Annotated in this window: 21 protein-coding genes and 1 pseudogene; 17 read left to right on the top strand and 5 right to left on the bottom strand. The window is 39.6% G+C overall.

The genetic code is table 11. The features are described 5' to 3' along the window. Positions 1–56 precede the first annotated feature (56 nt). Entirely contained in the window at positions 57–1,484 is a 1,428-nt protein-coding gene (aspA, locus tag AR334_RS08710; RefSeq protein WP_066309334.1) for an aspartate ammonia-lyase, read from the top strand. 35 nt (positions 1,485–1,519) lie between these two features. On the opposite strand, the gene AR334_RS08715 is transcribed toward aspA, so the two are convergent. Next, the gene (locus tag AR334_RS08715) at positions 1,520–2,434 is read right to left on the bottom strand and encodes a 4Fe-4S dicluster domain-containing protein (RefSeq protein WP_066308265.1); all 915 of its coding nucleotides are present in this window, start codon (positions 2,432–2,434) and stop codon (positions 1,520–1,522) included. Positions 2,435–2,702: 268 nt separating this feature from the next. Here AR334_RS08715 and AR334_RS08720 point away from each other — a divergent pair, with 268 nt between their 5' ends. After that, entirely contained in the window at positions 2,703–3,161 is a 459-nt protein-coding gene (locus tag AR334_RS08720) for a response regulator transcription factor (RefSeq protein ID WP_082692860.1), read from the top strand. Positions 3,162–3,569: 408 nt separating this feature from the next. Next, entirely contained in the window at positions 3,570–4,877 is a 1,308-nt protein-coding gene (locus tag AR334_RS08725) for a cytosine permease (protein WP_066308271.1), read from the top strand. A 74-nt stretch (positions 4,878–4,951) separates the two neighbouring features. On the opposite strand, the gene AR334_RS08730 is transcribed toward AR334_RS08725, so the two are convergent. Beyond that, complete coding sequence (locus tag AR334_RS08730; protein ID WP_066308279.1) at positions 4,952–6,649, bottom strand: PucR family transcriptional regulator; 1,698 nt, start codon at positions 6,647–6,649, stop codon at positions 4,952–4,954. A gap of 227 nt (positions 6,650–6,876) precedes the next feature. On the opposite strand from AR334_RS08730, the gene AR334_RS08735 reads away from it, so the two are divergent. The 7 genes from AR334_RS08735 to AR334_RS08765 all read left to right on the top strand — a co-directional run bounded on the left by AR334_RS08735 (position 6,877) and on the right by AR334_RS08765 (position 15,165). Beyond that, the gene (locus AR334_RS08735) at positions 6,877–7,761 is read left to right on the top strand and encodes a DUF2877 domain-containing protein (protein ID WP_066308283.1); all 885 of its coding nucleotides are present in this window, start codon (positions 6,877–6,879) and stop codon (positions 7,759–7,761) included. Beyond that, entirely contained in the window at positions 7,758–9,302 is a 1,545-nt protein-coding gene (gene fdrA, locus AR334_RS08740) for an acyl-CoA synthetase FdrA (protein ID WP_066308285.1), read from the top strand. Before AR334_RS08735 ends, fdrA begins: the two co-directional genes overlap by 4 nt. Positions 9,303–9,304: 2 nt before the next feature. Further along, on the top strand, positions 9,305–10,732 hold the full coding sequence (locus AR334_RS08745; RefSeq protein WP_066308287.1) for a DUF1116 domain-containing protein: 1,428 nt from the start codon (positions 9,305–9,307) through the stop codon (positions 10,730–10,732). 128 nt (positions 10,733–10,860) lie between these two features. Continuing rightward, positions 10,861–12,033 carry an ankyrin repeat domain-containing protein gene (locus AR334_RS08750; protein ID WP_066308289.1) on the top strand — a complete coding sequence of 391 codons (1,173 nt, stop codon included), beginning with the start codon at positions 10,861–10,863 and terminating at the stop codon, positions 12,031–12,033. A gap of 21 nt (positions 12,034–12,054) precedes the next feature. Next, entirely contained in the window at positions 12,055–13,026 is a 972-nt protein-coding gene (arcC, locus tag AR334_RS08755; protein WP_066308292.1) for a carbamate kinase, read from the top strand. Between the two features lie 77 nt (positions 13,027–13,103). Next, entirely contained in the window at positions 13,104–14,645 is a 1,542-nt protein-coding gene (locus tag AR334_RS08760; RefSeq protein WP_172799186.1) for a xanthine permease, read from the top strand. A gap of 67 nt (positions 14,646–14,712) precedes the next feature. Then, positions 14,713–15,165 (top strand): nucleoside deaminase, encoded by a 453-nt coding sequence (locus AR334_RS08765; RefSeq protein ID WP_066308299.1) that lies wholly within the window; start codon positions 14,713–14,715, stop codon positions 15,163–15,165. A gap of 58 nt (positions 15,166–15,223) precedes the next feature. Here the strand turns inward: AR334_RS08765 and AR334_RS08770 are convergent, their stop codons facing one another. Beyond that, positions 15,224–16,096 carry an alpha/beta hydrolase gene (locus AR334_RS08770; protein ID WP_156431225.1) on the bottom strand — a complete coding sequence of 291 codons (873 nt, stop codon included), beginning with the start codon at positions 16,094–16,096 and terminating at the stop codon, positions 15,224–15,226. A gap of 247 nt (positions 16,097–16,343) precedes the next feature. Between AR334_RS08770 and AR334_RS08775 the strand changes: the two genes are divergently transcribed. Next, positions 16,344–17,624: a purine/pyrimidine permease gene (locus tag AR334_RS08775; protein WP_066308302.1), complete on the top strand. Its 1,281-nt coding sequence runs from the start codon at positions 16,344–16,346 to the stop codon at positions 17,622–17,624. A 279-nt stretch (positions 17,625–17,903) separates the two neighbouring features. Here AR334_RS08775 and AR334_RS08780 read toward each other — a convergent pair whose 3' ends face one another. Next, positions 17,904–18,245, bottom strand: coding sequence for a hypothetical protein (locus AR334_RS08780; RefSeq protein WP_066308305.1), 342 nt, complete (start codon positions 18,243–18,245; stop codon positions 17,904–17,906). A gap of 268 nt (positions 18,246–18,513) precedes the next feature. Here AR334_RS08780 and AR334_RS08785 point away from each other — a divergent pair, with 268 nt between their 5' ends. The 6 genes and pseudogenes from AR334_RS08785 to AR334_RS08805 all read left to right on the top strand — a co-directional run bounded on the left by AR334_RS08785 (position 18,514) and on the right by AR334_RS08805 (position 23,375). Next, positions 18,514–19,503: a VanW family protein gene (locus AR334_RS08785; RefSeq protein ID WP_066308311.1), complete on the top strand. Its 990-nt coding sequence runs from the start codon at positions 18,514–18,516 to the stop codon at positions 19,501–19,503. 637 nt (positions 19,504–20,140) lie between these two features. Next, positions 20,141–20,534: pseudogene (locus tag AR334_RS29460) on the top strand (amino acid permease); the annotation flags it as partial. Between the two features lie 75 nt (positions 20,535–20,609). Beyond that, positions 20,610–20,783 carry a hypothetical protein gene (locus AR334_RS29885; RefSeq protein WP_172799187.1) on the top strand — a complete coding sequence of 58 codons (174 nt, stop codon included), beginning with the start codon at positions 20,610–20,612 and terminating at the stop codon, positions 20,781–20,783. A gap of 94 nt (positions 20,784–20,877) precedes the next feature. Next, positions 20,878–21,225 (top strand): PadR family transcriptional regulator, encoded by a 348-nt coding sequence (locus AR334_RS08795; RefSeq protein WP_066308317.1) that lies wholly within the window; start codon positions 20,878–20,880, stop codon positions 21,223–21,225. Further along, a complete protein-coding gene (locus AR334_RS08800; RefSeq protein WP_066308320.1) occupies positions 21,206–21,844 on the top strand; it encodes a hypothetical protein in 639 nt (212 codons plus the stop codon). The genes AR334_RS08795 and AR334_RS08800 overlap by 20 nt, the downstream gene beginning before the upstream one ends. A 61-nt stretch (positions 21,845–21,905) precedes the next feature. Further along, positions 21,906–23,375, top strand: coding sequence for a DUF4153 domain-containing protein (locus AR334_RS08805; RefSeq protein ID WP_253701230.1), 1,470 nt, complete (start codon positions 21,906–21,908; stop codon positions 23,373–23,375). A gap of 38 nt (positions 23,376–23,413) precedes the next feature. On the opposite strand, the gene AR334_RS08810 is transcribed toward AR334_RS08805, so the two are convergent. Continuing rightward, a complete protein-coding gene (locus AR334_RS08810) occupies positions 23,414–24,205 on the bottom strand; it encodes a TIGR00266 family protein (protein ID WP_066308324.1) in 792 nt (263 codons plus the stop codon). Between the last annotated feature and the right edge of the window lie 264 nt (positions 24,206–24,469).

The raw sequence follows: 24,469 nt of genomic DNA on the forward strand, positions 1-24,469 counted from the left end.
TGTACTGGTATTATTTTATTGAAAGGGTATTCTTTTTAATTATAGAGGTGGGAGAAATGTTGCAGATGGATAAAACAAGAGTGGAACAGGACTTCTTGGGAACGAAGGAAATACCTTCGGATGCCTATTACGGGATTCAAACACTGAGAGCAGTTGAAAACTTTCCGATAACCGGCTATAAAGTTCACCAAGAGTTAATCATCGCATTGGCGATGGTGAAGAAAGCGGCGGCCATTGCCAATATGAATACAAAGCGTTTATATAGCGGACTGGGCGAAAAAATTGTCCAAGCAGCCGATGAGATGATTGCCGGACAGTGGCATGATCATTTTATCGTCGATCCGATCCAGGGCGGGGCAGGGACTTCCATGAACATGAACGCCAATGAAATCATTGCCAATCGGGCGCTCGAATTGCTAGGGCATGGAAAAGGCGAATATAAGCACTTAAGTCCCAACAGTCATGTCAATATGTCGCAATCGACCAATGATGTATTTCCAACCGCGATTCATATTGCCGCTCTCAACCTACTGGATAAATTGCTGGTAACAATGGATGATATGCATGCTGTTTTTCTTGAAAAAGCGAAGCAATTTGAAAAAGTCATTAAAATGGGACGTACCCATCTTCAGGATGCTGTTCCAATCCGCCTTGGCCAGGAATTTGAAGCGTATTCACGGGTGCTGGCCAGGGATATCAAGCGAATTAAACAATCACGCACCCATTTATATGAAGTGAATATGGGGGCTACAGCAGTTGGAACCGGATTAAATGCCGAACCGACCTATATTAAAGATGTGGTGAAACAATTGGCTGAAATCAGCGGGCTGCCGTTGGTAAATGCTGATCATTTGGTCGATGCCACACAAAACACAGATGCATATACAGAAGTTTCAGCAGCGCTGAAGGTCTGCATGATGAACATGTCGAAAATCGCCAATGATCTCCGGATGATGGCATCTGGCCCACGCGCAGGGTTGGGGGAAATCACCTTGCCGGCCCGTCAGCCAGGGTCGTCCATCATGCCGGGAAAAGTAAATCCAGTTATGCCAGAAATGATGAACCAAATTGCCTTTCAGGTAATTGGAAATGACCATACTATCTGTTTGGCCTCGGAAGCGGGTCAATTTGAGCTAAATGTTATGGAGCCGGTGCTGGTATTTAACCTACTGCAGTCCATCAGTATCATGAATAATGGTTTCCGCTCGTTTACTGATTATTGCTTGAAAGGGATTGAAGCAAACGAAGCGAGATTAAAGGAGTATGTGGAAAAGAGCGTCGGGATTATTACAGCGGTTAACCCGCATCTTGGCTATGAAGTCGCTGCAAGAATTGCCCGGGAAGCAACGATAACTGGCAAATCTGTCCGTGAATTATGCCTTAAATACGATGTGTTGACCGAGGAAGAATTGGATCTTATTTTAAATATTTATGAAATGACCAAACCAGGTATCGCCGGTGCGGCTCTATTGGAGAGAGATTAAGAAGAAAGCGAACAGTCCACTGTTCGCTTTTTTTCTTATAGGAAATTCAAAATACTGTTAGCTTTCTTGCTTTTGCAAATAAAACAGCTGTCTTCTTCCTCCCATGAATAGAACGGGTCACCGCAAGTTTTACAATTTCTTTTATGGATTGTCATACATTCTACTGCGGATTCTCGTATTTCTTGTTTAATGTTTATTCCTTCAAATTTGCAAACATCAACACAAAGAGAGCAGCCTGTGCAATTCCCGGCGCTGAGCTTAAGCTGTTCTCCTTCAATCGAAAAGACGTTTTCGGGACAAAGACGAAAACATGTCTCACATAAGGTGCATTGTTCTTTATGGAAATCAATCGTAAACAATGCCCAATCGGGAAACATGCCAATACGTTTAAATTTCGTGTAATTAAAGCGCCACTTTGCTGGTGTTACAGTGGCTGCAGCAAGTTTTTTGCTATCAAATGAAAGTTTATTGAAAAAATCACGTCTTGAAAGCTTTTTTTCCTGCAAATTAATCGATTCCTGATCATTACGAATTTCAAAAGGTAGGTTATTCATCCCCATTAACTGAGAATTCGTCTCCTTTATTATTTGGTCCACGTTCTGATTGGGGCTGGATATGGAAATTGTTCTAATTTCATTTTTATACATAAATAATAATTCGTTAACAGTTGGCGCTGGTCCATCTTCCAAAATTAAAACTTTATTGACAACTTTTCTGGAGGGCGATTTTCCTTCAAGCGCTACAACGGGACACACCGTTACGCAACGGCCACAGAGGTTACAGTTTTGATTGTTGACCATAGGAATTCCGTTTTCAAAAGAAATCGCCTGCGACTCACAGCTATCCACACAGGAGGTACAGGTACTAAAAGGGCTAATTTTCCGCAGACAATGGTCGGTAGCTTTTATTTCATGGCTAAGGCTTTCTAGCCAGTTCATCCATAATGACATGTTTTCACCCCTTAACGATCCCCTCTCTTCATTGTAACGCGGCTGGACTATTATTTTCTCGAGTTCCCAATATTTCCAACGTTTTGTAACATTTTATCAACAATTTAGTGGAAACTGTCACCTAATGTTAACGAAATGTACAGAAGAATGGCTTATTTTCAAGCTAAAATTGAAATAAGAGAATTATGGCAATTCAAAAGGATGATGGCTGGGGACATTGGATGGCCTAAAATAATAGCGCTTTATAAAAGTTGAAGGTTAAGAGGAAATGATTAAGAGGGGAAGGGTTTTTTTAGGGATGAATATTTTGATCATCGATGACCAAGAAATTGTAGTGGAGGAGCTTTCATTCATACTTAAGCAGGCTTATTGTGTAGATAATTTATATTATGTATCAGACGGTAATGAAGCGGTAGAGCTTGCGGAAAACGTTCTCGCAGATTTGATCCTGCTTGAATTATCTATGACGGGTGGTTTGGATGGTTTTGCAACACTTGAAAAACTGCGAAAACTGCTGCCGAAAGCAAAAATCGTCATTTTCACCATGGTGGACAATCTTGATTACCAGAAAAAAGCATATGAAGCAGAGGCAGATGGATATTTGATAAAACAACTAAACAGAGATGTCATTATCGATTCTTTGGATCAAATTCTAGCATCCTATAAAGTGTTCAATGTGGATGTAATGACCGCTGTGGTCTTAGGTGATACGCCGACTAAAGAATAAAAATTTAACGATTGAAAACGAGAAATAGGGAACAAGTAGGTTCCTCAGGAAGAAAAAGTCCCGATTATTGGAAATCGGGACTTTTTGTGATGTTTACAATTGTCAATTTATTTTCACAAATCTTCGTATTTAATGCCTATAGCTCAAGGGGGAATTTCAGTTGTTTTATCCAAAGACCGTTAAATTATTCCAATCTACAATATGTAATAAGGTCATTAAGAAAACGCTTTAAAAGTTTAGGATGGAAGGGAAAAAGGAGGGGATTTACCATAACGCCTTAAACCTATTAACAAAAAGATAGGCATTTATGACCTTGAAAATGATAGTTCAAAAGACATCAACCAACAAGAAAACCTTCCAGTGCCTATTCTAAGAGCTAAGAAAATTCGCATCATAAGGAGGAAAAATATGCAGTCCAATAATGTAGATAATAAACTTTTGGATCCAGAGTTTGAGACCGTTCCGGTACCGAAAGAATATCGAAAACCATTAGCATCTGTCGCAGCAGTGTGGTTTGGTTTTCCAATGGTGTTAACAAGTGCCGTAATTGGCGGGGTTATCACATACATGCTTGGATTTAAAACAGGTGTTACCGCAATTTTAGCCGGTAACTTGTTGCTATGCCTCATAGTAGGTTCCCTTAGCTACCTGGCTGGAAAAACAGGAGAAAATTTTGCGATGACAGCCCAAAGAACCTTCGGACGATTTGGGTATATAGTCGTATCGGGATTACTTTCCACTGTAGTGGTAGGATGGTTTGCTCTAATGACAGGGCTTACCGGTGATACCATGGCACGATCATTCGGTGCCCCTTTGCTATTAATGACCTTACTCGGCGGAGTCCTTTATGTAGCCGCAACTTTTATCGGGATTAAAGCATTGACGATTTTAGGATGGATCGCGGCACCTTTGTATCTAATCTTGGGGGCTGTTTCAATTGTCCTTTCTTTAAAATCTGGAAATACAGACATCATAAATTATGAGCCTGCGGCTGGTGCGGGTCTTATGTCATTTGGGGCGGCAGTGACTTTGGTTTTTGCTACATTTGCTGACTCCGGAACGATGACGGCAGACTTTACCCGTTGGGCCAAAAATGGAAAGGAAGGATTGCTGGCAGCCATTTCAGCCTTCCCATTTGGAAAGTTCATTGCAGAAGTAATTGGGTCCATTATTGTAGCAACGGGTGTAATCCAAAACCCTGCCGCTAATGGCGGTGACTTCATGCCTATCTTATCTGGACAAGGAGCTCTGCTTTCGGCCTTGGCTATTATTTTTGTATTTATCAACCTTGGTGTAGGGTGCACACACTGCTTGTATAATGGTGCAGTTGGTTTTTCGCATATGACTGGAAAAAGCATGAGATCTTTGACAATTATTTTAGGCATTATTGGAATTATTGCCGCTGTTTCCGGGATTTGGAACGCTTTCCAAAGCTGGCTTGAACTATTAGGCTTAATTGTTCCGCCAATCGCAACAATTATTATTATTGATCAACTAATTCTGCGCAAGAATAAGACAAATGAAACAGCAAAATGGAAGCCATTGGCATTTGTTGCGTGGGGAATGGCAGCTATTGTTGCCTTACTAGTTAACTTCTTTGCCCCAGAGCTTTCAGTGGTGGCCTTCGGTATTGGCTCTGCAGCTATTTTCTATTATGTTGGAAGCCTACTTGGGAAATCTTCACCTAATGAGGCTGCTAAAAAGAAGGCTGTATAGGATATATTTGTACAATTAAGAAAGGGGTAGCCTTCATGAGGTTACCCCTTTCTATTCCAAAACTAAGATTCTAATTAAATTTTTTTATTTAAAAGTCTATATATTTTTAAAGCTAATTGAATTTGCAGTAGTTCCTCAGAATTCTTTAAATCAGTGTTTAGGATTTCCTTGATTTTTTCTATTCTATATATGAGTGTGTTACGGTGCAAAAACATTGCTTTTGCGGTTTCACTAATATTAAGGTTGTTTAAAAAGTAATTTTCTAAGGTATCAATATACCCTGAGTTATGATGTTTATCATGTTCATATATTTTGCCAAGTCGTTTGCTGAAAAAATCTTCCAATTGAATATCTTTTATATTAGAATCCAAGAAATGATAGACCGTATGATCTTCAAAATGAGAGATTCCACCACGGTCTTCAAATTTCTGCATCAGTCTAATTGATTCATTCGCTTCAGAAAAGCTTTTGTGGAGAGAATGTACCTTTTCGTACTGCCTGCCAATACCAATTAGGAAAGTGATATTTTTTAATTGTTTTTCCATTGAATTGTATAAATTAATTGCATATTGTTTTGCTTCGGTTATAGAAATGCTCGGTTTACTTTCATTTTGGCCAATCAAAATAATAATACGATTGTTTCGGTGAAAGCAGGTAACTTCTCCATTTGCAATATTAGAAGTCGTATAAACGATATCCACACATTGTTTGGATATGCTTTCCATTCTCACTCTTCTGGCTACCAAATCCTTGTACTGATCGAGTTCTTTGGTTTCGACATTAATCACGATACAGTAGTACCTAAATTGTGAATTTAATCCGTGCATTTCACTCAATGTTTGAATTGATTCACTTGATGTTATTTTCCCTGTCAGTAAATCATCAAAGAAGTCATGGCGGATTTTCAACTTAACTTCCTCAATTTCCTTAGCTTTAATCCTTTCTAAAGCGATATTTGTCGATGCCTGTTCCAAGATGATAAAGTCAAACTCGGTTAATTCACGAACAGTTTCCCATACGATTATATAACCATAAATATTGCTTGCTGCAGCGACCGGCAGGATCCGGCATTTTATTTCCATCCCTTCCAAACGAAATATTCTTTTGATTGATCTTTTCATATCATTAATATTTTCTGGAATAGACTGTATGAACTCTTTAGGGAAGGCTTGTCTATTTTTTATGAGATCAAAAAAATAAGAAAGCGGGACTTTGTTATTAATGTGTTCCGTAATGTGCACAAGCTTCCAGTCCTGGTCGACAAGAATAATTGGATTATTAATCGTCTCAGATAACATGGATGAAATCCGTTCAATACCGCCGCCTTCCAGGGTAATTCTGAAAAATAAATTATGCATATCCAATGTTTTTCTATTTAATAAATCGTATCTGCCTGAAGCTTTCTCATTGATGATGGAAATAACCCTGGATAGAGTGTATCCAAATGGCAGTTCTATAAGTGGTAAACCATATTTATTCGCCTGGTCAATCATATTTTGCGGGAGTTTATCGAAATAGCGTTTCATTTTGATTATAAGCCCAGCACAGTTAATTTCAGCGAGCTCTTTAATGATTCTATTTTGCAGTTCCTCATTATCCTTGAAAATATATCCAGTCGACAATAGCAATTCATTTGGCGAAAGCCAGTCGAAGGCATCGGGATTCTCAATAATATTCACGATTGATATTTCATTGTTAATGCCTTTTTCTCCTCCTACAATCTTCATCCCATCGATAGCTTTTATGTTAAATAGTTCTTTTACTGTAAGCAAATTTCCTCACCTCGTTGTCAAAATTCAATCACAATTCGTTGTATAAGTTGCACAATTGAACTTAAAGCTTTTTGGATTGCCTATACGATGACCTTGTTATGCATTATATCTAAAATAATCGTGTAAGGCTTTAGGTTTGTCAAATGAAATCGTATTCAAAAAGGAGGTACGATTCGATCTAATTTAGATTAAACGCTTCATTGGTGTAAATCTTAGGGGTGTCTTTCGTGAGAGAAATAATTTCTGGTGATGTTGATTTTATTCATAGAATTCACGATTCAGAGTTTAATGGTTTTGTGCATAGTACATTTAATCAAACGTTTAATATTCATTGTCTAGAAGATGGTGAGCTATACACTATAGCGGGAAGCAAGATTGATAATGCACCAAATACATTTATTATCGATGTCGATCATGTCAGTTCAATGAAAATTGAAGTTAATGACAAGGTATATGTTGTAAATAAGGTCTTATACATTGAAGATAAACTTGCCCTATCAATCGACAAAGCTGCTGCTTGGCAAGGTCAGATTCCGTCATACCCAAGCAATGTAGAGGTTTTGAAGCGAAATTTAATGACCATGAAGGAATACCTCAGAATTCATGGGAAAGCTGGCGGAATAAAAAAACCTCTAGTTACTAACAGCCCTTTTGAGGCTGAAATGGCTGAAATGCTAGAAAAACGAGTAGCTTTATTTTTGGATGAATTATTAAATAATCGAATGTCTCATGCTTTGCCGCATGCGGTTTCAATTTTAGGTCTTGGACCAGGATTAACACCATCAGGTGATGATTTTTTAGTAGGGTTATTTACCGTTTTAAATATGAAAAATTGTCCTTACAACAAGTGGTGGTTATTCTGTGATGCCGTAACGACAAAAGCCAAAACCTTAACGAATGACATTAGCTACATGGCTTTGAAAAAAGCTGCAACTGGTAAAGTGAGAGAGTCTATCATTTCATTACTCAACTCCTTATTAATAGGGAATGAAGAAGACTTAATTCTCTCTTTAAATAAAGTAATTAACATCGGCTCTTCTTCCGGGACAGATATAGCTTTTGGGCTTATTTACGGGCTGGAGGCCAATATTAACGCAGGAGGTAAATTATGACTGTTCAAGCATTGATTAAGCCAAACACATATTTCGATTCAGTGTCTTTAATGTCACTCTCAACCAAAGCGAATCAAATTGAAGGTGTGGAACAAGCCATTATTGCAATGGGAACTGAAATGAATAAAGAGGTAATGAAAAACGTCGGCTTAATGACACCGGAAGTGGAAGAAGCCAAGACGAGTGATCTCATTATTGTAGTAAAAGCAGCATCAGATGAGTTATGTGAAAGCGCATTCGAGAGCATTAATGAATTGTTTACTAAGAAAAATACATCAAAAGGAAAAAGTGAAGTAAAGTACGCCACAATTTCATCGGCAGCCCAAAGTGTACCTGAAGCGAATTTGGCAATTATCGCTGTAAATGGAGCATATGCGGCTAGGGAAGCGAGAAAAGCGCTTGAAAACGACCTGCATGTCATGATGTTCAGCGACAATGTAAGTATCGAAGATGAAATTGAATTGAAGAATTTAGCTCACGAAAAAGGATTATTGATGATGGGCCCTGACTGTGGAACAGCTATTATCGGCAATACTGCCCTTTGCTTTGCAAATGCAGTCAGAAAAGGGAACATCGGTATTGTTGGGGCATCGGGAACAGGTAGCCAAGAGGTAAGTGTTCGGATTCACGAATTTGGCCAAGGTATCTCCCAGCTGATTGGAACAGGCGGAAGAGACCTTAAAGAAGAAGTTGGCGGAATCATGATGCTGGATGGTATCCAAGCACTTGAAGACGATGAAGCAACAAAGGTAATTGTTCTTGTTTCTAAACCACCTGCACCAAGCGTGGAAGAAAAAGTGTTAGCCAAAATTAAAACCTGTAAAAAGCCTGTTGTCGTTTGGTTTGTTGGCGGCGATGAAGAGAAGATTACTGCTGCTGGCGCTCATTTTGCAAAAATGTCAAAAGAAGCAGCGCTTAAAGCCGTTATACTTGCCGGTGCTGACGAAAGCAAACTGAATAAACGTGCGTTAAACATCCCATTAATCGAAGAAGTTCGCACTAAATTAACGCCAGAGCAAAAATATATTCGCGGCCTATTCAGTGGCGGTACTCTTTGTGATGAAGCGATGCACGCTGCAATGGAGAAATTCGATAACGTTTACAGCAATCTAGCAAGAAATCCGGAGTATCGTTTAAAAGACAGATACACAAGCCAAGAGCATACATTCATTGACTTTGGTGATGATGAATATACACAAGGAAAGCCGCACCCAATGATTGACCCGTCAACTCGTTTAGAAAGATTTATTCAAGAAGCAAAAGATCCATCTGTGGGTGTAATTGTTATGGACTTCGTTTTAGGTTACGGTGCTCATGAAGATCCAGTGGGAGCATTCCTTCCAGCGATTATGGAAGCGAAACAACAGGCGGAACAAGAAGGCAGACACTTAGAAATTATCGGATATGTTCTCGGAACAGAATTAGATCCACAAGATTATGAAGAGCAAATCAATAAATTATTAGCTGCAGGTGTAACTCACGCAAGCAGTATGCAAAATGCAGGTCTATTGGCTCGTGAATTTGTTGTGAAGGGAGAATAGCCATGAGTAAAATTAATGAACTTTTCAAAGGGAAACCACATGTAATTAACGTAGGAATTGAATCTTTCAAGGATGATTTAGCATCACAAGGTGCCGAAGTAATTCATTTGGAATGGACACCACCTGGCCGTGGAAATCCCGATTTAATTGCGGCACTTGACAAGCTGGAAGATCCAGCGCTCATCGAAAAAATCGAGGAAGCAAATAAATTGGCTGTTGAAAGAATCATCAACTCACAGCCAGTATTAATTGGCTATGATCAAGCAATTAATTGCGTACCAGGAATGACGAAAACAACAATTCTTCATGCCGGTCCTCCAATCACTTGGGACAAAATGAACGGACCAATGAAAGGTGCTGTTACCGGGGCAATCGTATTTGAAGGGTTAGCCAAGGATATCGAAGAAGCTGCTGCGCTTGCTGCTTCCGGTGCCATTACATTCTCTCCATGTCATGAACATAATTGTGTAGGCTCAATGGCTGGGGTTACATCTGCATCCATGTTTATGCATATTGTTGAGAACAAAACTTATGGCAACATTGCCTACACAAACTTGAGTGAGCAATTATCAAAAATCCTTCGTATGGGTGCGAATGATCAAAGTGTTATTGATCGCTTAATCTGGATGCGCGATGTGTTCGGTCCAATGTTAAGAGATGCCATGAAACTTAATCCAAATGGTATTGACTTACGACTAATGCTGGCACAAGCGCTTCATATGGGTGATGAGTGTCACAACCGTAATGTTGCAGGGACAACATTACTAGTACAAGCGTTGACTCCTTATTTAATTCAAACTGATTTTACTACTGAGCAAAAGAAAGATGTATTTGATTTCATTGCAAGCAGTGACTATTTCTCAGGTCCTACTTGGATGGCTATGGCTAAATGTGCCTTAGATGCTGCACATGGTATTGAAAACAGTACAATTGTTACCACTATGGCTCGTAATGGTGTGGAATTCGGAATTCGTGTCAGTGGTATGCCTGGAAACACGTGGTTTACTGGCCCTGCACAACAAGTAATTGGTCCAATGTTTGCTGGATATAAGCCTGAAGATTCAGGCCTTGATATTGGCGATAGTGCAATCACTGAAACTTACGGTATCGGCGGATTTGCAATGGCAGCTGCTCCGGCAATTGTTGCTCTTGTGGGTGGAACAGTTGAAGAGGCGATTGGCTTTACAACAAAAATGAAAGAAATTACAACTGATGAAAATCCAAACGTAACCATCCCATTATTAGACTTCATGGGGGTAGCAACTGGAATCGATGTCCGCAAAGTTATTTCAACTGGCATTCTGCCAATCATCAATACTGCGATTGCTCATAAAGATCCGGGAATAGGTATGATTGGTGCGGGTATAGTAAATCCACCAGTTGAGGCTTTTGAAAAAGCAATGTTAGCTTTAAGTGAAAACATTCATTAATAATTAATTGGTTAGGGGAGTTTAGAAAAACTGTGAATGTAGTTCATTATGTTTTTTTGGAATCTCCCCTCCTGATGATTTCAATCCGAATATTACAGCAGGGCATGAGAATAGGAGAGAAAAAAAAGATGGAAAGCAAATCCTTAGATCGGGAGCTAATTTTCGCAAGCGAGCAAGGAGATAACGAAAGGGTACAAAAGCTCATACAGGAAGGCGCAAGCGTTGATTTTAAAGATGAAAATGGCCGAACAGCCTTAATGGCGGCTACGCAAAAAAATCAACTTGAAGTGGTCAAACTTCTCTTGGAAGCTGGCAGTGACGTAAACACTAGAGATATTACCCAACTTACCCCATTTATTTGTTCAGGAGCAAATGGCTTCCATGAAATCCTAAGCGTCATGCTTAAATACGGTGCAGACCTAAATAGTGTCAATCGATTTGGAGGCACAGCGTTACTTCCTTCAAGTGAAAAGGGCTATTTAAAAACCGTTCAAGCTTGTTTAGATGCGGGCGTGCCTGTAAATCATGTAAACAATTTAGGATGGTCCGCTCTCCATGAAGCCGTTATATTGGGCAATGGCGGCCGTTTGTATTCAAATATCATCGAAAACCTGGTAGAAGCTGGTGCCGATGTGAACTTACCGGATCGTGACGGAAAATCATCGCTCCAACACGCAGCAGCACTAAAGCAGGAAAAGGTTGTAAAAATTCTAAACAAAAAATATGAAGAGAAAAACTTGCACATTATTTCTGCAAAAACTTTCTATAAAGAAGACTGTTACGAGGAAGCGATATCAGAAATCAATAAAGGACTTGAAAATGACTCTACTAATCTTGATTTCTATTTCTATAAAGGATATTGCTTGCAAGAATTAAAGAAATATGAAGAGGCGCTTACAGAATATAACAAAGCACTAGCCTTAAATCCAAATGATTTGGACTTCTATTTCTATACAGCGAATTGCCTCCGATTAATGAACAAACCTGAGGAGGCTTTGGGGGAATATGATAAAGCCAGCGATTTAAATCCTAATGAAACATTTTATCGTTATCACAAATCAAATTATTTAAGAGAATTGGGAAGACATGAGGCTGCAGTCGTTGAAATGGATAAGCTTCTTTCCATGCTGCCGCATCGATATGATTATTCCTTCCATAAGGCAAATAGCCTTAGATCGTTAGGCAGGCACCAGGAAGCGATAGAAACGATAGAGGATGCGATTGCAAATGACCCGACTAATCCTTTATATCATCAGCATAAAGAACAGTCGATTGCATTGCTGCAAGAACATCAAGATTAAATAAGGACAGGAGAAATAGCTGTGGAAAAATTAGTTATTGTTGCTATTGGGGGGAACTCTTTAGTTCGCGAAAATGGACGAGATTCCGTTAAGGATCAATATGAAGCCGTTTGTGAAACCGCAATAAACATTGCAGATATGGTTGCAGAAGGCTTCAATGTAGTTGTTACACACGGCAACGGACCTCAAGTTGGTTTTGGACTTAGACGATCTGAAATTGCAAATGAGGTGGCCGGCATGCCTGATGTGCCACTAGTTAATTGTGGAGCTGATACACAAGGAGGCATAGGCTATCAAATCCAACAAGCTTTGATTAATGAGTTTGCTAGAAGAGGTATTGATAAAAAAGTAGCAACCGTTATTACCCAAGTGGAAGTTAGCGCAGAGGATCCAAATTTTGAAAATCCAACCAAACCTGTTGGTTCATTCTTTACTCTAGAGCAAGCGGAAGAAATGAAGAAGGAACACCCAGATTGGATTTTCATTGAGGATTCCGGCCGCGGCTACAGAAGAGTGGTTCCTTCACCAAAACCAATTGATATTGTAGAAAAGGAAGCAATTAAAACTTTAATTGAGGCTGGTTTTGTTGTTATTGCAGTAGGCGGTGGGGGAATACCTGTCGTTAAAACTGACAAAAACACATATGAAGGCGTTGATGCTGTAATCGATAAAGATTTTGCAACAAGCCTCCTGGCAGAACAAGTTCAAGCGGATACCTTAATCATTACTACTGGTGTTTCGAAAGTTTGCATTCATTTTGGGAAACCAAATCAACGGGCTCTTGAAAATATTTCAATCGAGGAAACCAAGCAGTATGTTGAAGAAGGTCATTTTCCTCCGGGAAGCATGCTTCCAAAAATTGAAGCAAGTTTAAGTTTCTTGGAAAAGGGCGGTTCCAGGGTCATCATCACAAACCCTGAAAGTCTGAAGGAAGCTATTCAAGAAAAAGCAGGTACCCATATTGTAAAAAAAAAGCAATTCATGACCAATTAAAATAGGAAATTTTGAAATTAAATGCTTATTACAATTTAGCAAAATATTAAATTATTCATTTTTAAGGAGAAATTTATATGGGAAATGTAGCTTTTTGGAAAAAAGGAGACATTGCTGCTTCCTTCGGTTTGTTCGTTAATGTTTTGACAGACTTTTTGGTTATGATTTCATTATTAATCGGTGTAGTAGGGATGCCAACAGAGTTTGTTTTTAAACAAATTGTCCCTGGCTTTGGACTTGCTGTATTGCTATCTGGTATTGTATTTGCTTATTTTGCGTATAAATTAGCTAAGAAAACAGGCAGAACTGATGTTACCGCACTACCATCAGGCTCTAGTTCACCTGGTATTTTCCTTATCGTATTTGTGATTATGCTTCCTCTGTATCATCAAACACAGGACGCTGCTTTCACAACAACAGTTGCTATCCTTTGGGGTTTTGTTGAGTCTGGCATTTTATTCCTTGGAGCATTCCTTGGTGAAACTATTCGAAAAATCGTTCCAAGAACTGTCTTGCTGGCAGCCTTGGCAGGTTTGGCATTTGTATTCTTGGGCATGAACCCAATGCTGCAATCTTTTGAAATGCCTGTAGTAGCTTTTGTTGCATTAATAATCATCTTCATGAACTGGTTAAGTAAACATCCAGTATTAAAGAAAATACCTACGGGTTTATTATTGATCGTAGTTGGAACTGCAATTGCTTGGATAGCTGGATATCAAAATCCTGCTGATGTGACTGAAGCGCTGAAATCATTTGGCTTTAATCCTCCTATGTTGCATTTAACTGGTTTTGCAGACAGTTTTCAAGCTGCGTTGCCATATTTATTAACTGCTGTACCACTTGGTTTGGCTAACTACATTTTTAATTTAGAAAACGTTGAAGCTGCTGCTGTTTCAGGGGATGAGTACAAAACTAGAGATGTTATGCTAACAAACGGCTTTTGTACTTTAATAGGCAACCTTTGTGGTAACCCATTCCCAGTAACAGTATATGTAGGTCATGCTGGCTGGAAAGAAGTTGGTGCAGGTTTAGGTTATTCTATTGCTAGCTCTGCAGCCATTTTCTTTATATCAATTTTCAGTCTTATGGGTCTGTTGCTTGCTGTAGTCCCAATTGCCGCTATTGTTCCGATGCTCGTATTTATCGCGGTTGTAACAGGGCATCAAGTGGTTAAAGAAAGTCCAAAATTTGAAGCTCCGGCAATCTTTGTATGTTTCTTCCCATGGGTTGCTAACTGGGCACTTGTTGCTGTTAATAATGCACTTTCAGCTGCTGGTACATCGGTAGGTGCAGCTGAAAATCAAGTTTCCTCACTTGCACTTCACAATGCCGGACTTTTCTATGATGGTTTGGTTGCTCTCGGTAATGGTGCTCCTATTACTAGTGTTCTCTGGGGGTGTATTGCAGTATTTACTATCCGTAACACGCCTATTGGAGGCATAATAGCTGCAGTGTTAGGAGCCCTATTAACTTTTGTTGGTGCAATTCATACAAGCACTATTGGATTTGCACAAGATATTGCAATGCCTTTCGTTGTGGGATATCTACTAATTGCAGCATTTTTAGCATACAAACTTTATGTAAATAAGAAAGAAAATCTTGGTCCTGTTACAGAGTAAGAATGAAAGTCACTCTGGTATTTAAATTCCAAAATTTCATATAAACAACACTTGGAGGAATTAGGCTATGGATTACATTAAAATGGCGGTAGATGCAACAATTGAAGGGATGAACAAAAGAATAGGCGGACCTTTTGGTGCAACAATTGTCCGTAACGGTGAAGTTGTTGCAGCTGTGAGTAATACGATGATTAGAGATACTGATCCTTCCGCACATGCAGAACTGGTGGCCGTTAGAGAAGCATGCAAGAAATTAGGTACATTTGATTTATCGGATTGTGTTATGTATGCTACGTGTGAGCCGTGTCCAATGTGTGTAGCTGTCATGATTTGGGCTGGAATAAAAGAAGTTTTTTATGTCAATACAAAGGAAGATGCAGACAAGCATGGTTTCTCAGACATGCACCTGCGCAAATATTTATCTGGTGAAGATAAGAGTGTTATAAAAATGGTAAAAGTTGAGCAGAGAGACGACTGCGACCATCTTTTTGAGCATTTTCATGAATTAAACAACAAGTAATTCAAAAGACCGCAAAAAGTCCGTCATGTCAATAGACAATGACGGACTTTCTTTGTGTCTAAGCAAGATGAGTGTGTAGAAAATCAATCACCTGTTTAAGAGCGTTTTGTACAACTGGATTATGAAAATCTTTATCAAAAACATGTTCTCCATTAGGAATGGTAATTAATTTTGCCTCTACACCATCCTTTATAATGGCAGCTCTCATAAAGACTGATTGCTCATATGGAACGTCTGTGTCCTTTGTTCCGTGTAAGAACAGTGTTGGCGGGTAATCACTTGTGACATTGTAAATTGGACAATACTTCTTGAGTTCCTCTTTATTGCTTTCAGGATTAACACCGGTAATGAGCTCGATCCAGTTCCCATGCTGTCTACCGTACACGTAAAGCAGGAAACGCTGTTCTACAGAGGCATCTGTAAGCGGCAAGTCAGAAATAAGGGTATTTGCTACATTTTGAGGTACCATGTCCTTTTGACAATAAAAGCTGCTAGGGGTAGTTGCCCATTTCCCCAAAATATCACCATATCCATAGAAGGATACAATAGCCTTTGGTTTATTTTTAAACATTCCGCAACATAGAGCTAGAAAACCACCTGCTGAACTGCCGACAACAGCAATTTTCTCGTGGTTAATAGAAAATTGTTCAGTTCCTTTGGTAATTAGCCAATCGATTGCATCTTCAATGTCCTCTAGTATACCTGGCAGTTTTGTTTCGGGGGCTAAACGATAATCGATGGAAAACAAAGAGAATCCATTATTAATATACAATTGTATCATTTCTTCATTAAGTTCTTCTCTTGTCCCCCATATCAAACCACCGCCATGAATATAAACCACAACGGGTGCAAAATTACGATTGGCAGAATAAAAATCCGCTTTAACAGAAAAAGAATCATTCTGTTTATATAAGACTGTTTGTTTCAACATTTACCACTTCCATTCCCTTATGTACTTTCTTAGGCTGATTTCAATCAAATAACTTAATTAAGTTTATCAAAAAAGTAATAAATATGACCCATTCAAACTAACTAAAAATGGACATGTTTCATTGTATACTTTGCCTAAGGGGAAGCGGGATATTTGGGATCAATAAACAATGACGGTTTGCATTAAATCATTTAATATTATTACCGAGAGGAATATGTTGAATATTTGAAAGGTGTCCAATGCATCCATGATTCGTGAAAATAACTTTTTAAGTACGTTCCAATGGTTTATCTATCTGCTGGCTAACTCGATTGCCCTTCCTATAGTTATTGGAAATATGTTTCATCTTAACGGAACGGAAATATCTACCCTAATGCAAAGAACATTTTTTATGGTAGGACTAAGTTCATTTCTTCAAGCAAGATTTGGACATCGTTTGCCGATTGCAGATGGGCCGGCCGGTTCATGGGTCAGTATTTTTGTTATTTTTGCTAGTATTGGGACGGAGCAAGGACTTACAGCGCTAGAGACCTTACAAACACTTGAGACAGGTGTGATGGTGGCAGGTGTTCTATTATTATTCTTAGGAATAACAAAATGGGTCCGCCATTTTCTTTTTCTTTTTACTCCACTAGTTACCGGTACGTTTTTGTTTATTCTAGCCCTTCAATTGAGCGGTGTGTTTGTTAATGGTATGGTATCCAATTCGGTTAAAACTGGTCGAATTGATAGTGTAAGTTTTATTATAGCGGTACTGATATTTGCCTTCATTATAGTCCTATCCTTCAAAGGCAGAGGCTGGTTGAAAAATTATGCCATTTTAATTGGTATTATAGTAGGGTGGATTCTTTTTATTCTATTAGGAAAAGGCACCAAAGAAGGATCGATTTCATCGGAAATATTTAAGCTTCCTGAAATCTTCCCCTGGGGTTTGCCTCAATTAAATGTCGGAGTAATCATTACGGCTATTTTATTTACCTTTTTACTTATTTCCAATACCTTTGCTGCGATCACTGCTGCTGAGGATGCTAATCCTCATAATAATTATCAAAGACAAGAAAGACTGTACAAAGGTATTTGGGCAGGAGGGATATCCCATATTCTTTCTAGTATCCTTACTACTATTGCTGTTGTACCATTGCCGGCTACTGCGGGCTTTGTAAAATTAACAAAGCAATATCGAATCTTACCGTTTTTATTTGCTTGCGGGATTCTTATCATAATTTCATTGTTTCCCAGTATTGTTGGAGCATTGGCTTCCTTGCCTTTACCAGTTGCCAGTGCAGCACTTTTGGCTACACTAGTTGAAATGCTGGGAATTGCCGTTCGTTCGCTAACTAAACAACCTTTAACTGACAGAAATATTACAATCATCGGTGTTTCATTACTCCTTGGCATCGGAACGATGTTTATATCTGCTGACGCATTTAATGGCCTTCCATCTATTGTTCAGAGTATCGGTAAAAATGGTTTGTTAGTAGGAACGTTTGCAGCAATAATATTTGAGCAAATATGGAAAGAAAAATAAAAAAACGAAACAAAGAAAAAAGGCTGTGAGCACATAAATGTGCTGACGGCCTTTTTGCAAAAGATGACATTAGGTGCTAAAACACAAAAGATATTTGTTTGGTTGGCTGAAAGATGAACACAAATTATTGTATATAATGCCTAATTCTCAATCCGTATTTTTGGGTTGGTTATACATGGACATTTTTGTGCATTTTATCTAAAATTAAAAATTTGAAACGCTTTCTAAAATTTGAGATTCGTTGTAAGGATGCAAAAATATTTGTACGCTTTTTTATTGTTATTTATCCCCTTTTTTGTCATTAACTTTTTTGTCACTTAAGGTTCTGTAAATTTGAGTATGCATGCTGCCTTCCACGATGTTTTCAAGAAAAAATGGACCGATTAGCTCCAAATATCCTTCATCATCGAACATCTTTTTATTTTGCCATTCCATTTCTGCCAAACCATCGTAGGTAGATAGAAGTGCGTATGTATGGTCATTTCCTGAAATCGGTGTGAGAATGTCGACTTTATGATTAAAATTCTCCATCCTGTATTTTTTAATTTCTCTTAAATTTTCGATTGCTTCTTTAAACTTTTCCAGTTTTACTACGAACGTCTGATACACAATGACAGACATTTCCGCACCCCCAAAGTTTTAGCTGGTTATCAATAATATGGACCTTTTTCACTTCTTTATTCACTTTGGGCGGGGTAAAATGGAAATAAGACTTTTAGCACTTAAGCTGGTAAAATAAAAAACTATCATTGTGTGAAAGGAATGTTTGCCAGGAAAAAGAAACTAAAATGGAATAAACTGGAGGATTTCCTGAAACTAATTGCTTACGACATGCGTCTAAGTTACAAAAGAGCAATGGAAAAAATAAAAAACGGGGGAACAATTGGGGATGTTTAAACGGCGTAGGTTGTTGTTGTTATTGGTCGTATCCAGTTTATTTGGGTTGGTCGGATGCCTAGAGAAAACTGTCAAGGAAATAGAGGTCAAGGCAACCGAGGTGGAGCAGAAACAAGCGGAGAAGACCAAACCGGCTGAGCCAAAAGTTGAAAAGCCTGTTATTGTCAATATAATTGACCCGAATACAAAGGCTATCATAAAATCGTATACGCCAAAAGACTATGGATTCGGGACAGACAATGAAAAATATAAAGCAGAACTCGCCAAATGGGCAAAAGAATTGGCTAGAGGTACAAAAGACACACCGGGTTACGATAAGCGAATGACGCTTGACAAAATTGATGAAAATGGCCAGGTGATCAAAGGTAATCCACAAACGTTACTTGATGAGACCGAATTGACGGAAAGACTCCTCCAAGCATCCGGAAAAGGCGGCGATGTTGAGATACCGCTTTACACGACTGCCAGTGGCTACAAAATGGAAGATGTGCCAACACTTGATGAAGTATTGGTCGCCTCGTTTACAACCCGCTTTAATGGCAATGTTGCCGGAAGGTCAAAAAATATTGAATTATCTGCCGAGGCGATAAATAATATTATTCTTGGTGACCAAGATTCATTCTCATTTAATACAACCGTGGGACCAAGAACTGCGGAAACCGGTTATCAGAAAGCACCAGAAATCATCGATGGAAAGTTAGTTGACGGAATTGGGGGAGGTATTTGCCAAACCTCATCGACGTTATTTAATACCATTGATCAATTACCTGTCACCTATATTGAGCGACACTTCCATTCCCTCGATGTCGGCTATGTGCCGAAAGGGAGGGATGCCACGGTATCCTATGGTGGGAAGGACTTCAGGTTCAAAAATACGACCGGCGTGCCTTTACTGTTAAAAGCAGTTTATAAAAAAGGTTCATTAACAATTGAGGTTAGGACCTCAAAAATATATAAGTCCATGATGAAGAAGCCTGTGTAAAAAATTAATCCCTTCATGCCTAATGCATGAAGGGAATTTTTATTTAGCTATATTGTTCCCAATCAGTATAATGCCCGCTACCTTGGCATCCTGGACATTCAAATGAATTGAAATAGGCAAATTCATTATATGGATAGACCGTATAGCCCCGCCCTTGGCAATCAGGACACTTGCCTTGGTCTCTCATGTTGGAGAGATGATTTTGGTAACGCGTTTCCCTCCATTGATTAAACGAGCTGAGTAGTCCCATTTTTTTCACCTCACCATTCAGGCTTTTTAAATTAGTATTGGGTTATAATGGAATATTTATGCTTCCGTTTTCCCTAAAAATAGGGGTCCGGCTGCTGCTGAAAAACTATTATGTAATAATATTTTTATGAAAGTTATGTCAATTTGTGAGTGCCCCCTTGATAAAAATTCAGACTGTGACAACTCGCTGTTGGGGAAAATTCCCTTTTTCTATCCAGATTTTTTGCAATAATGAAAGTGCATTCTATGGACAAAGGGGGAAGTTTCATGCAATTACCAGAGAACAACAAGAAACAAGAACTGCAAAGAACCATGAAATCACGGCATCTGTTTATGATTTCATTGGGTGGGGTAATTGGTTCCGGCCTTTTCTTGGGTTCAGGCTACACTATCGTTATTATCGTTATTATCAGGTTTTTTTGCAGAAGAAACTGTTTTCGTTTGGCTTTTATCCGTTGCTGGGTTAGGTGGGCTGGATTTCGATTACAGCTTCGCAAATAGCTTTCCGCCGCAAGTTTATTCGTGAAGGCGGAAAGGTGGAGGACCTAAAATTTAGGACCCCGTTTTTCCCGGTTCTTCCGCTTATCGCCTTAACATTGAATATCACCGTGTTGGCTAGCTTGGCATTTGACTCGGAACAGCGTTTGGCATTATATCTTGGCGTTCCGTTTGTAATCGGCTGCTACTTGATTTATCACCTTAAGATTAAAAAGAATCGTGAGCAGGATGATTTGGAGAATCAAGAACTCCAGCTGCAAAATAATAAGAAAATGGTGATCTGATTACCATGAATAACGTTTGGGATCTGCCGAGCGTTTTTGATTACTTTCGGCAATACTAAAGTGGAGGTGAGTCAATTGGACAAATGGAACGGGCAATCAGCCCCAAATAATAATCTGCCTCCGAAAACACTTCGGACAGGAAATTTTATCGGAAAACAGACAGACCACGAATTTTCCGAGGAATTGTCTGATGGCGGCGAGCGCGACCAATACATTAAGCGGCAGCAAAAGGATTTGAAGATGAAATGAGAGTGGCGATGAAAAATCGTCACTTTTTTCTTTACAGGATAAAAATTTTATTATAGAATTTCTATGTACCTAATAAAACTAGGTAGGTGAGAAAATGTTTAACCGTGAATTAGTCAAGGGAAGTACTTCGTTAATATTGCTGCAATTGCTAAATGAACGCGATATGTATGGCTATGAATTGGTCAAAGAGCTTGAACAGCGCAGCGACAAAGGCTTAAGTGTTAAAGAAGGGACGTTATACCCTGCGCTTCACAAGCTGGAAAAGCAGGAGTACATCGAATGCTATTGGCAGGAGCAGGAGAAAGGGCCGGCACGAAAGTATTATCGGATTACAACAGCAGGCAGGGAGCTATTATCAGAAAAAACCCGGGAATGGCAGGATTTTGTAAAAGTCATGAACAAAGTAATCGGGAGATCAAACAATGGAACGGCCGAAGAGTAGGTTTTTGGAGCAACTTGCCATAGGACTTGGGAAGCATCCGGACAAAGAAAGCATTCTTCTTGAATATGAATCGCATATTGACGAAATTATTCTTGAATCATTACATTGCTTGAATGAGGAAGAATTAATGGAATCAATTGTTTCAAGGCTCGGTAGTCCGGAAGAAATTGCGGAAGCTTGGAAAGAAGAACTAGCGGTTACCCCAAGCAATATGAAGTGGCTGTTTATTTTGATGAACATTCTTTTTTTCGTTGGCGGCAGCTTGTTAACACTCGTACATAATCTCTATCAATGGACATGGCTCACAACCATATGGGAGCATCTAACCGCCATCCCAACCCTTATTGCGTTTTTATATATGTTTTTCTGGGCATTGCTTGGGTACGAAATCGGCAAAGGCTTTGGTCACGGTGGCCGCAAGCTTCTCAAGAAAACGTTTTTGCTCTCGCTGATGCCCAATTTGCTGCTCATGATATTAACTGTGTTTGAAATCATTCCGCATTCGTGGTTTGCACCGCTATTGACGAAAACATTTATTATTGCTTGTATCATCTTTACCGTCATTCTTTACCCCATCAGTTTGCTTGGCTACCGCTGGGGGAGGAAAGCTTCGATATGAGCATTTTTTTTGCCTATATACCTAGAATAACGATATATATAGAAATTCAATGGAGAGAGTGATGATTACAATGGAGAAGACGTTTGCAACAAAAGATTGGGTCTTTTTGTTTTTATGTTTGCTGCTTGGAATATTGGCGGAGGAGACGCTCCTTCGAGGGAAAATTGGGATTTCTTATTTGGTCTTTATCACCGCATTTTATGGTGTGTTTTTTTGGCGCTTCCGCGGGTTTTCGTTTTCTCACCAGCGCTTTGGCTACCTGCTGTTATGCTGTATCTGGCTATTGGCTGCAGGATATTTTATTAATGATAACATTCTGTTTCAGGTGTTAAATATGCTGGTTATCCCGGCGTTGGCAATTGCTCATTTGGCGGTGGTGACAAGCCCGAAAAATCTAAACTGGAATCAGTTTGCCTTCCTCCACTACTTATTCACCAAGCTGCTTGGGGTCTTCAAATACGTAGGCGAAAGTGCTGGAGTGATCGGGAAGGGGGTAAAACGGGGAGTCGATGAAGACAAATTGTTAATCTGGAAAAAAGTGCTGATCGGCGTTCTAATCTCAATCCCGATTCTTGCAGTTGTACTCAGACTTTTAATGTCGGCCGATACCCAATTCGAACGAATGATCGGCGGGATTCCAAATTGGTTTCTTGTCATCGATATGGAGAACTTCATTAGGTTATTGGTCGTCCTATTTTTAACAGCTGCATTCTTTTCTTATATGCAAGTTCTATTGAAAAAACACATCCAGGTGCTGAAGCAGCAAGACCATGCCGAAGGTTTCAAAATTGATGCGATTATTACGGTCACTTTTCTCGTTTTAATCAATCTGGTATATGTGCTGTTTACCGTTGTCCAATTTAAATATTTCTTCAGCGGCACCCTTCAATCAGACTATACGTATGCAGAATATGCCAGAAAGGGATTTTTTGAACTCCTGTTTGTGACGATGTTTAACCTTTCTGTAACGGTTATCGTGTTGACATTCGTTGACCGCAGCCTGACCGGTCTTAAGATGATGACACAGGTTTTGCTCACGCTTTTGGTCGGATCAAGTTTCGTTATGCTTAGCTCCGCTTTCATGCGCTTAAGTATGTATGAAGAAGCCTACGGATTTACCTTTACCAGGGTATTGGTTCATTCGTTTATGCTATTTTTAGTGTTCATTTTGGTTTATACGCTGGTGAAAATTTGGATGGAGAAGCTTTCCATATTCCATTTCTATTTTATTGCATCTTTAATCTATTACACAGCGATCGCTGTGATTGATTTAGATCGATTCGTGGTGAAGAAGAATATCGAGCGTTATGAGGCCACTGAAAAAATTGATGTCCACTACTTGAACAGCTTATCGTACACGGGTGTACAAGGTTTGATTGAACTTTATGAAAAGCATCCGGCAATCGAGGGCTTGGGCCCAATCATACAGGACAGGAAGCAGGAGGCCGTTTCAGCGGATAACCCTTGGCAATCGTATAATTTGGCGAGGGAGCAGGCGTATAAGGAACTGAGAAATTTTGATTTGAAGTAAAGAAGCAGGGTCATTTCGACCCTGCTCCAAGCCCTAAATTAGTCCCCATTAAACATATCAAAAATCCCGCGTGCGATGCTGCCTTCGTCTTTGCTGCCGCCGCGATGAGGAGCTGCTGCAAACACGCGGCTTGCGAGCCTACTGAATGGCAGCGATTGAATCCATACCGAACCAGGACCGCGCAACGTGGCAAAGAACAAACCTTCGCCGCCGAACAACGCGGTTTTAACTCCTTTTACAAATTCAATATCATAGCTTACATCCCGAGTCAACGCCACCAAACAGCCAGTATCAACGCGTAATGTCTGGCCAGGAAGGAGCTCCTTTTTGGTAATCGTTCCACCAGCGTGGACGAACGCCATTCCATCGCCTTCTAGCTTTTGCATGATAAAACCTTCTCCGCCAAAGAAACCGACGCCGATTTTGCGCTGGAATTCGATTCCAACCTGGACTCCTTTTGCCGCAGCAAGAAAGGCATCCTTTTGACAGATGATTTTGCCGCCAAGCTGGCTTAAATCCATCGGAATGATTTTTCCTGGGTATGGAGAGGCAAACGAAACATGACGTTTAGCCGAACCTGCATTTGTGAACGTTGTCATAAATAAACTTTCACCAGTGAGGACTCGCTTACCGGCAGAGAAAAGCTTCCCCATCAAGCCGCCACCGCCAGCGCCGGAGCCGTCTCCAAAAATCGTTTCCATTTGAATGTCATCATCCATCATCATAAAGCTTCCCGCTTCCGCAACGACTGTCTCATGCGGATCAAGTTCAACCTCAACAAACTGCATATCATCGCCGTAAATCTTGTAATCAATTTCGTGGTTATTCATACCCGTTCCCTCCACTTATTTTAAAAAATAAAGGCCCAACTATATTTTAAAATAAATAGGAAGAAAGTGCTAACATTAACCAGAAAAATCCAAAATAAAAGGACGCCTGAATAGTTCAGGCGTCCTCCTGCGTATTGCGGCGAAAAACCACACTCCACATTGTGTGTTCCATAAGGAATGTTTTTCGGCTTATGCAATTCAGCTCATCGCTTGGCTATTGTATCATGAAAGATTTACAAAAGCAAATGAACAATTTTTAGTATT

Origin of the sequence: Bacillus sp. FJAT-29814 (genome assembly GCF_001510715.1) — a bacterium.
Lineage (GTDB): Bacteria > Bacillota > Bacilli > Bacillales > Cytobacillaceae > Neobacillus.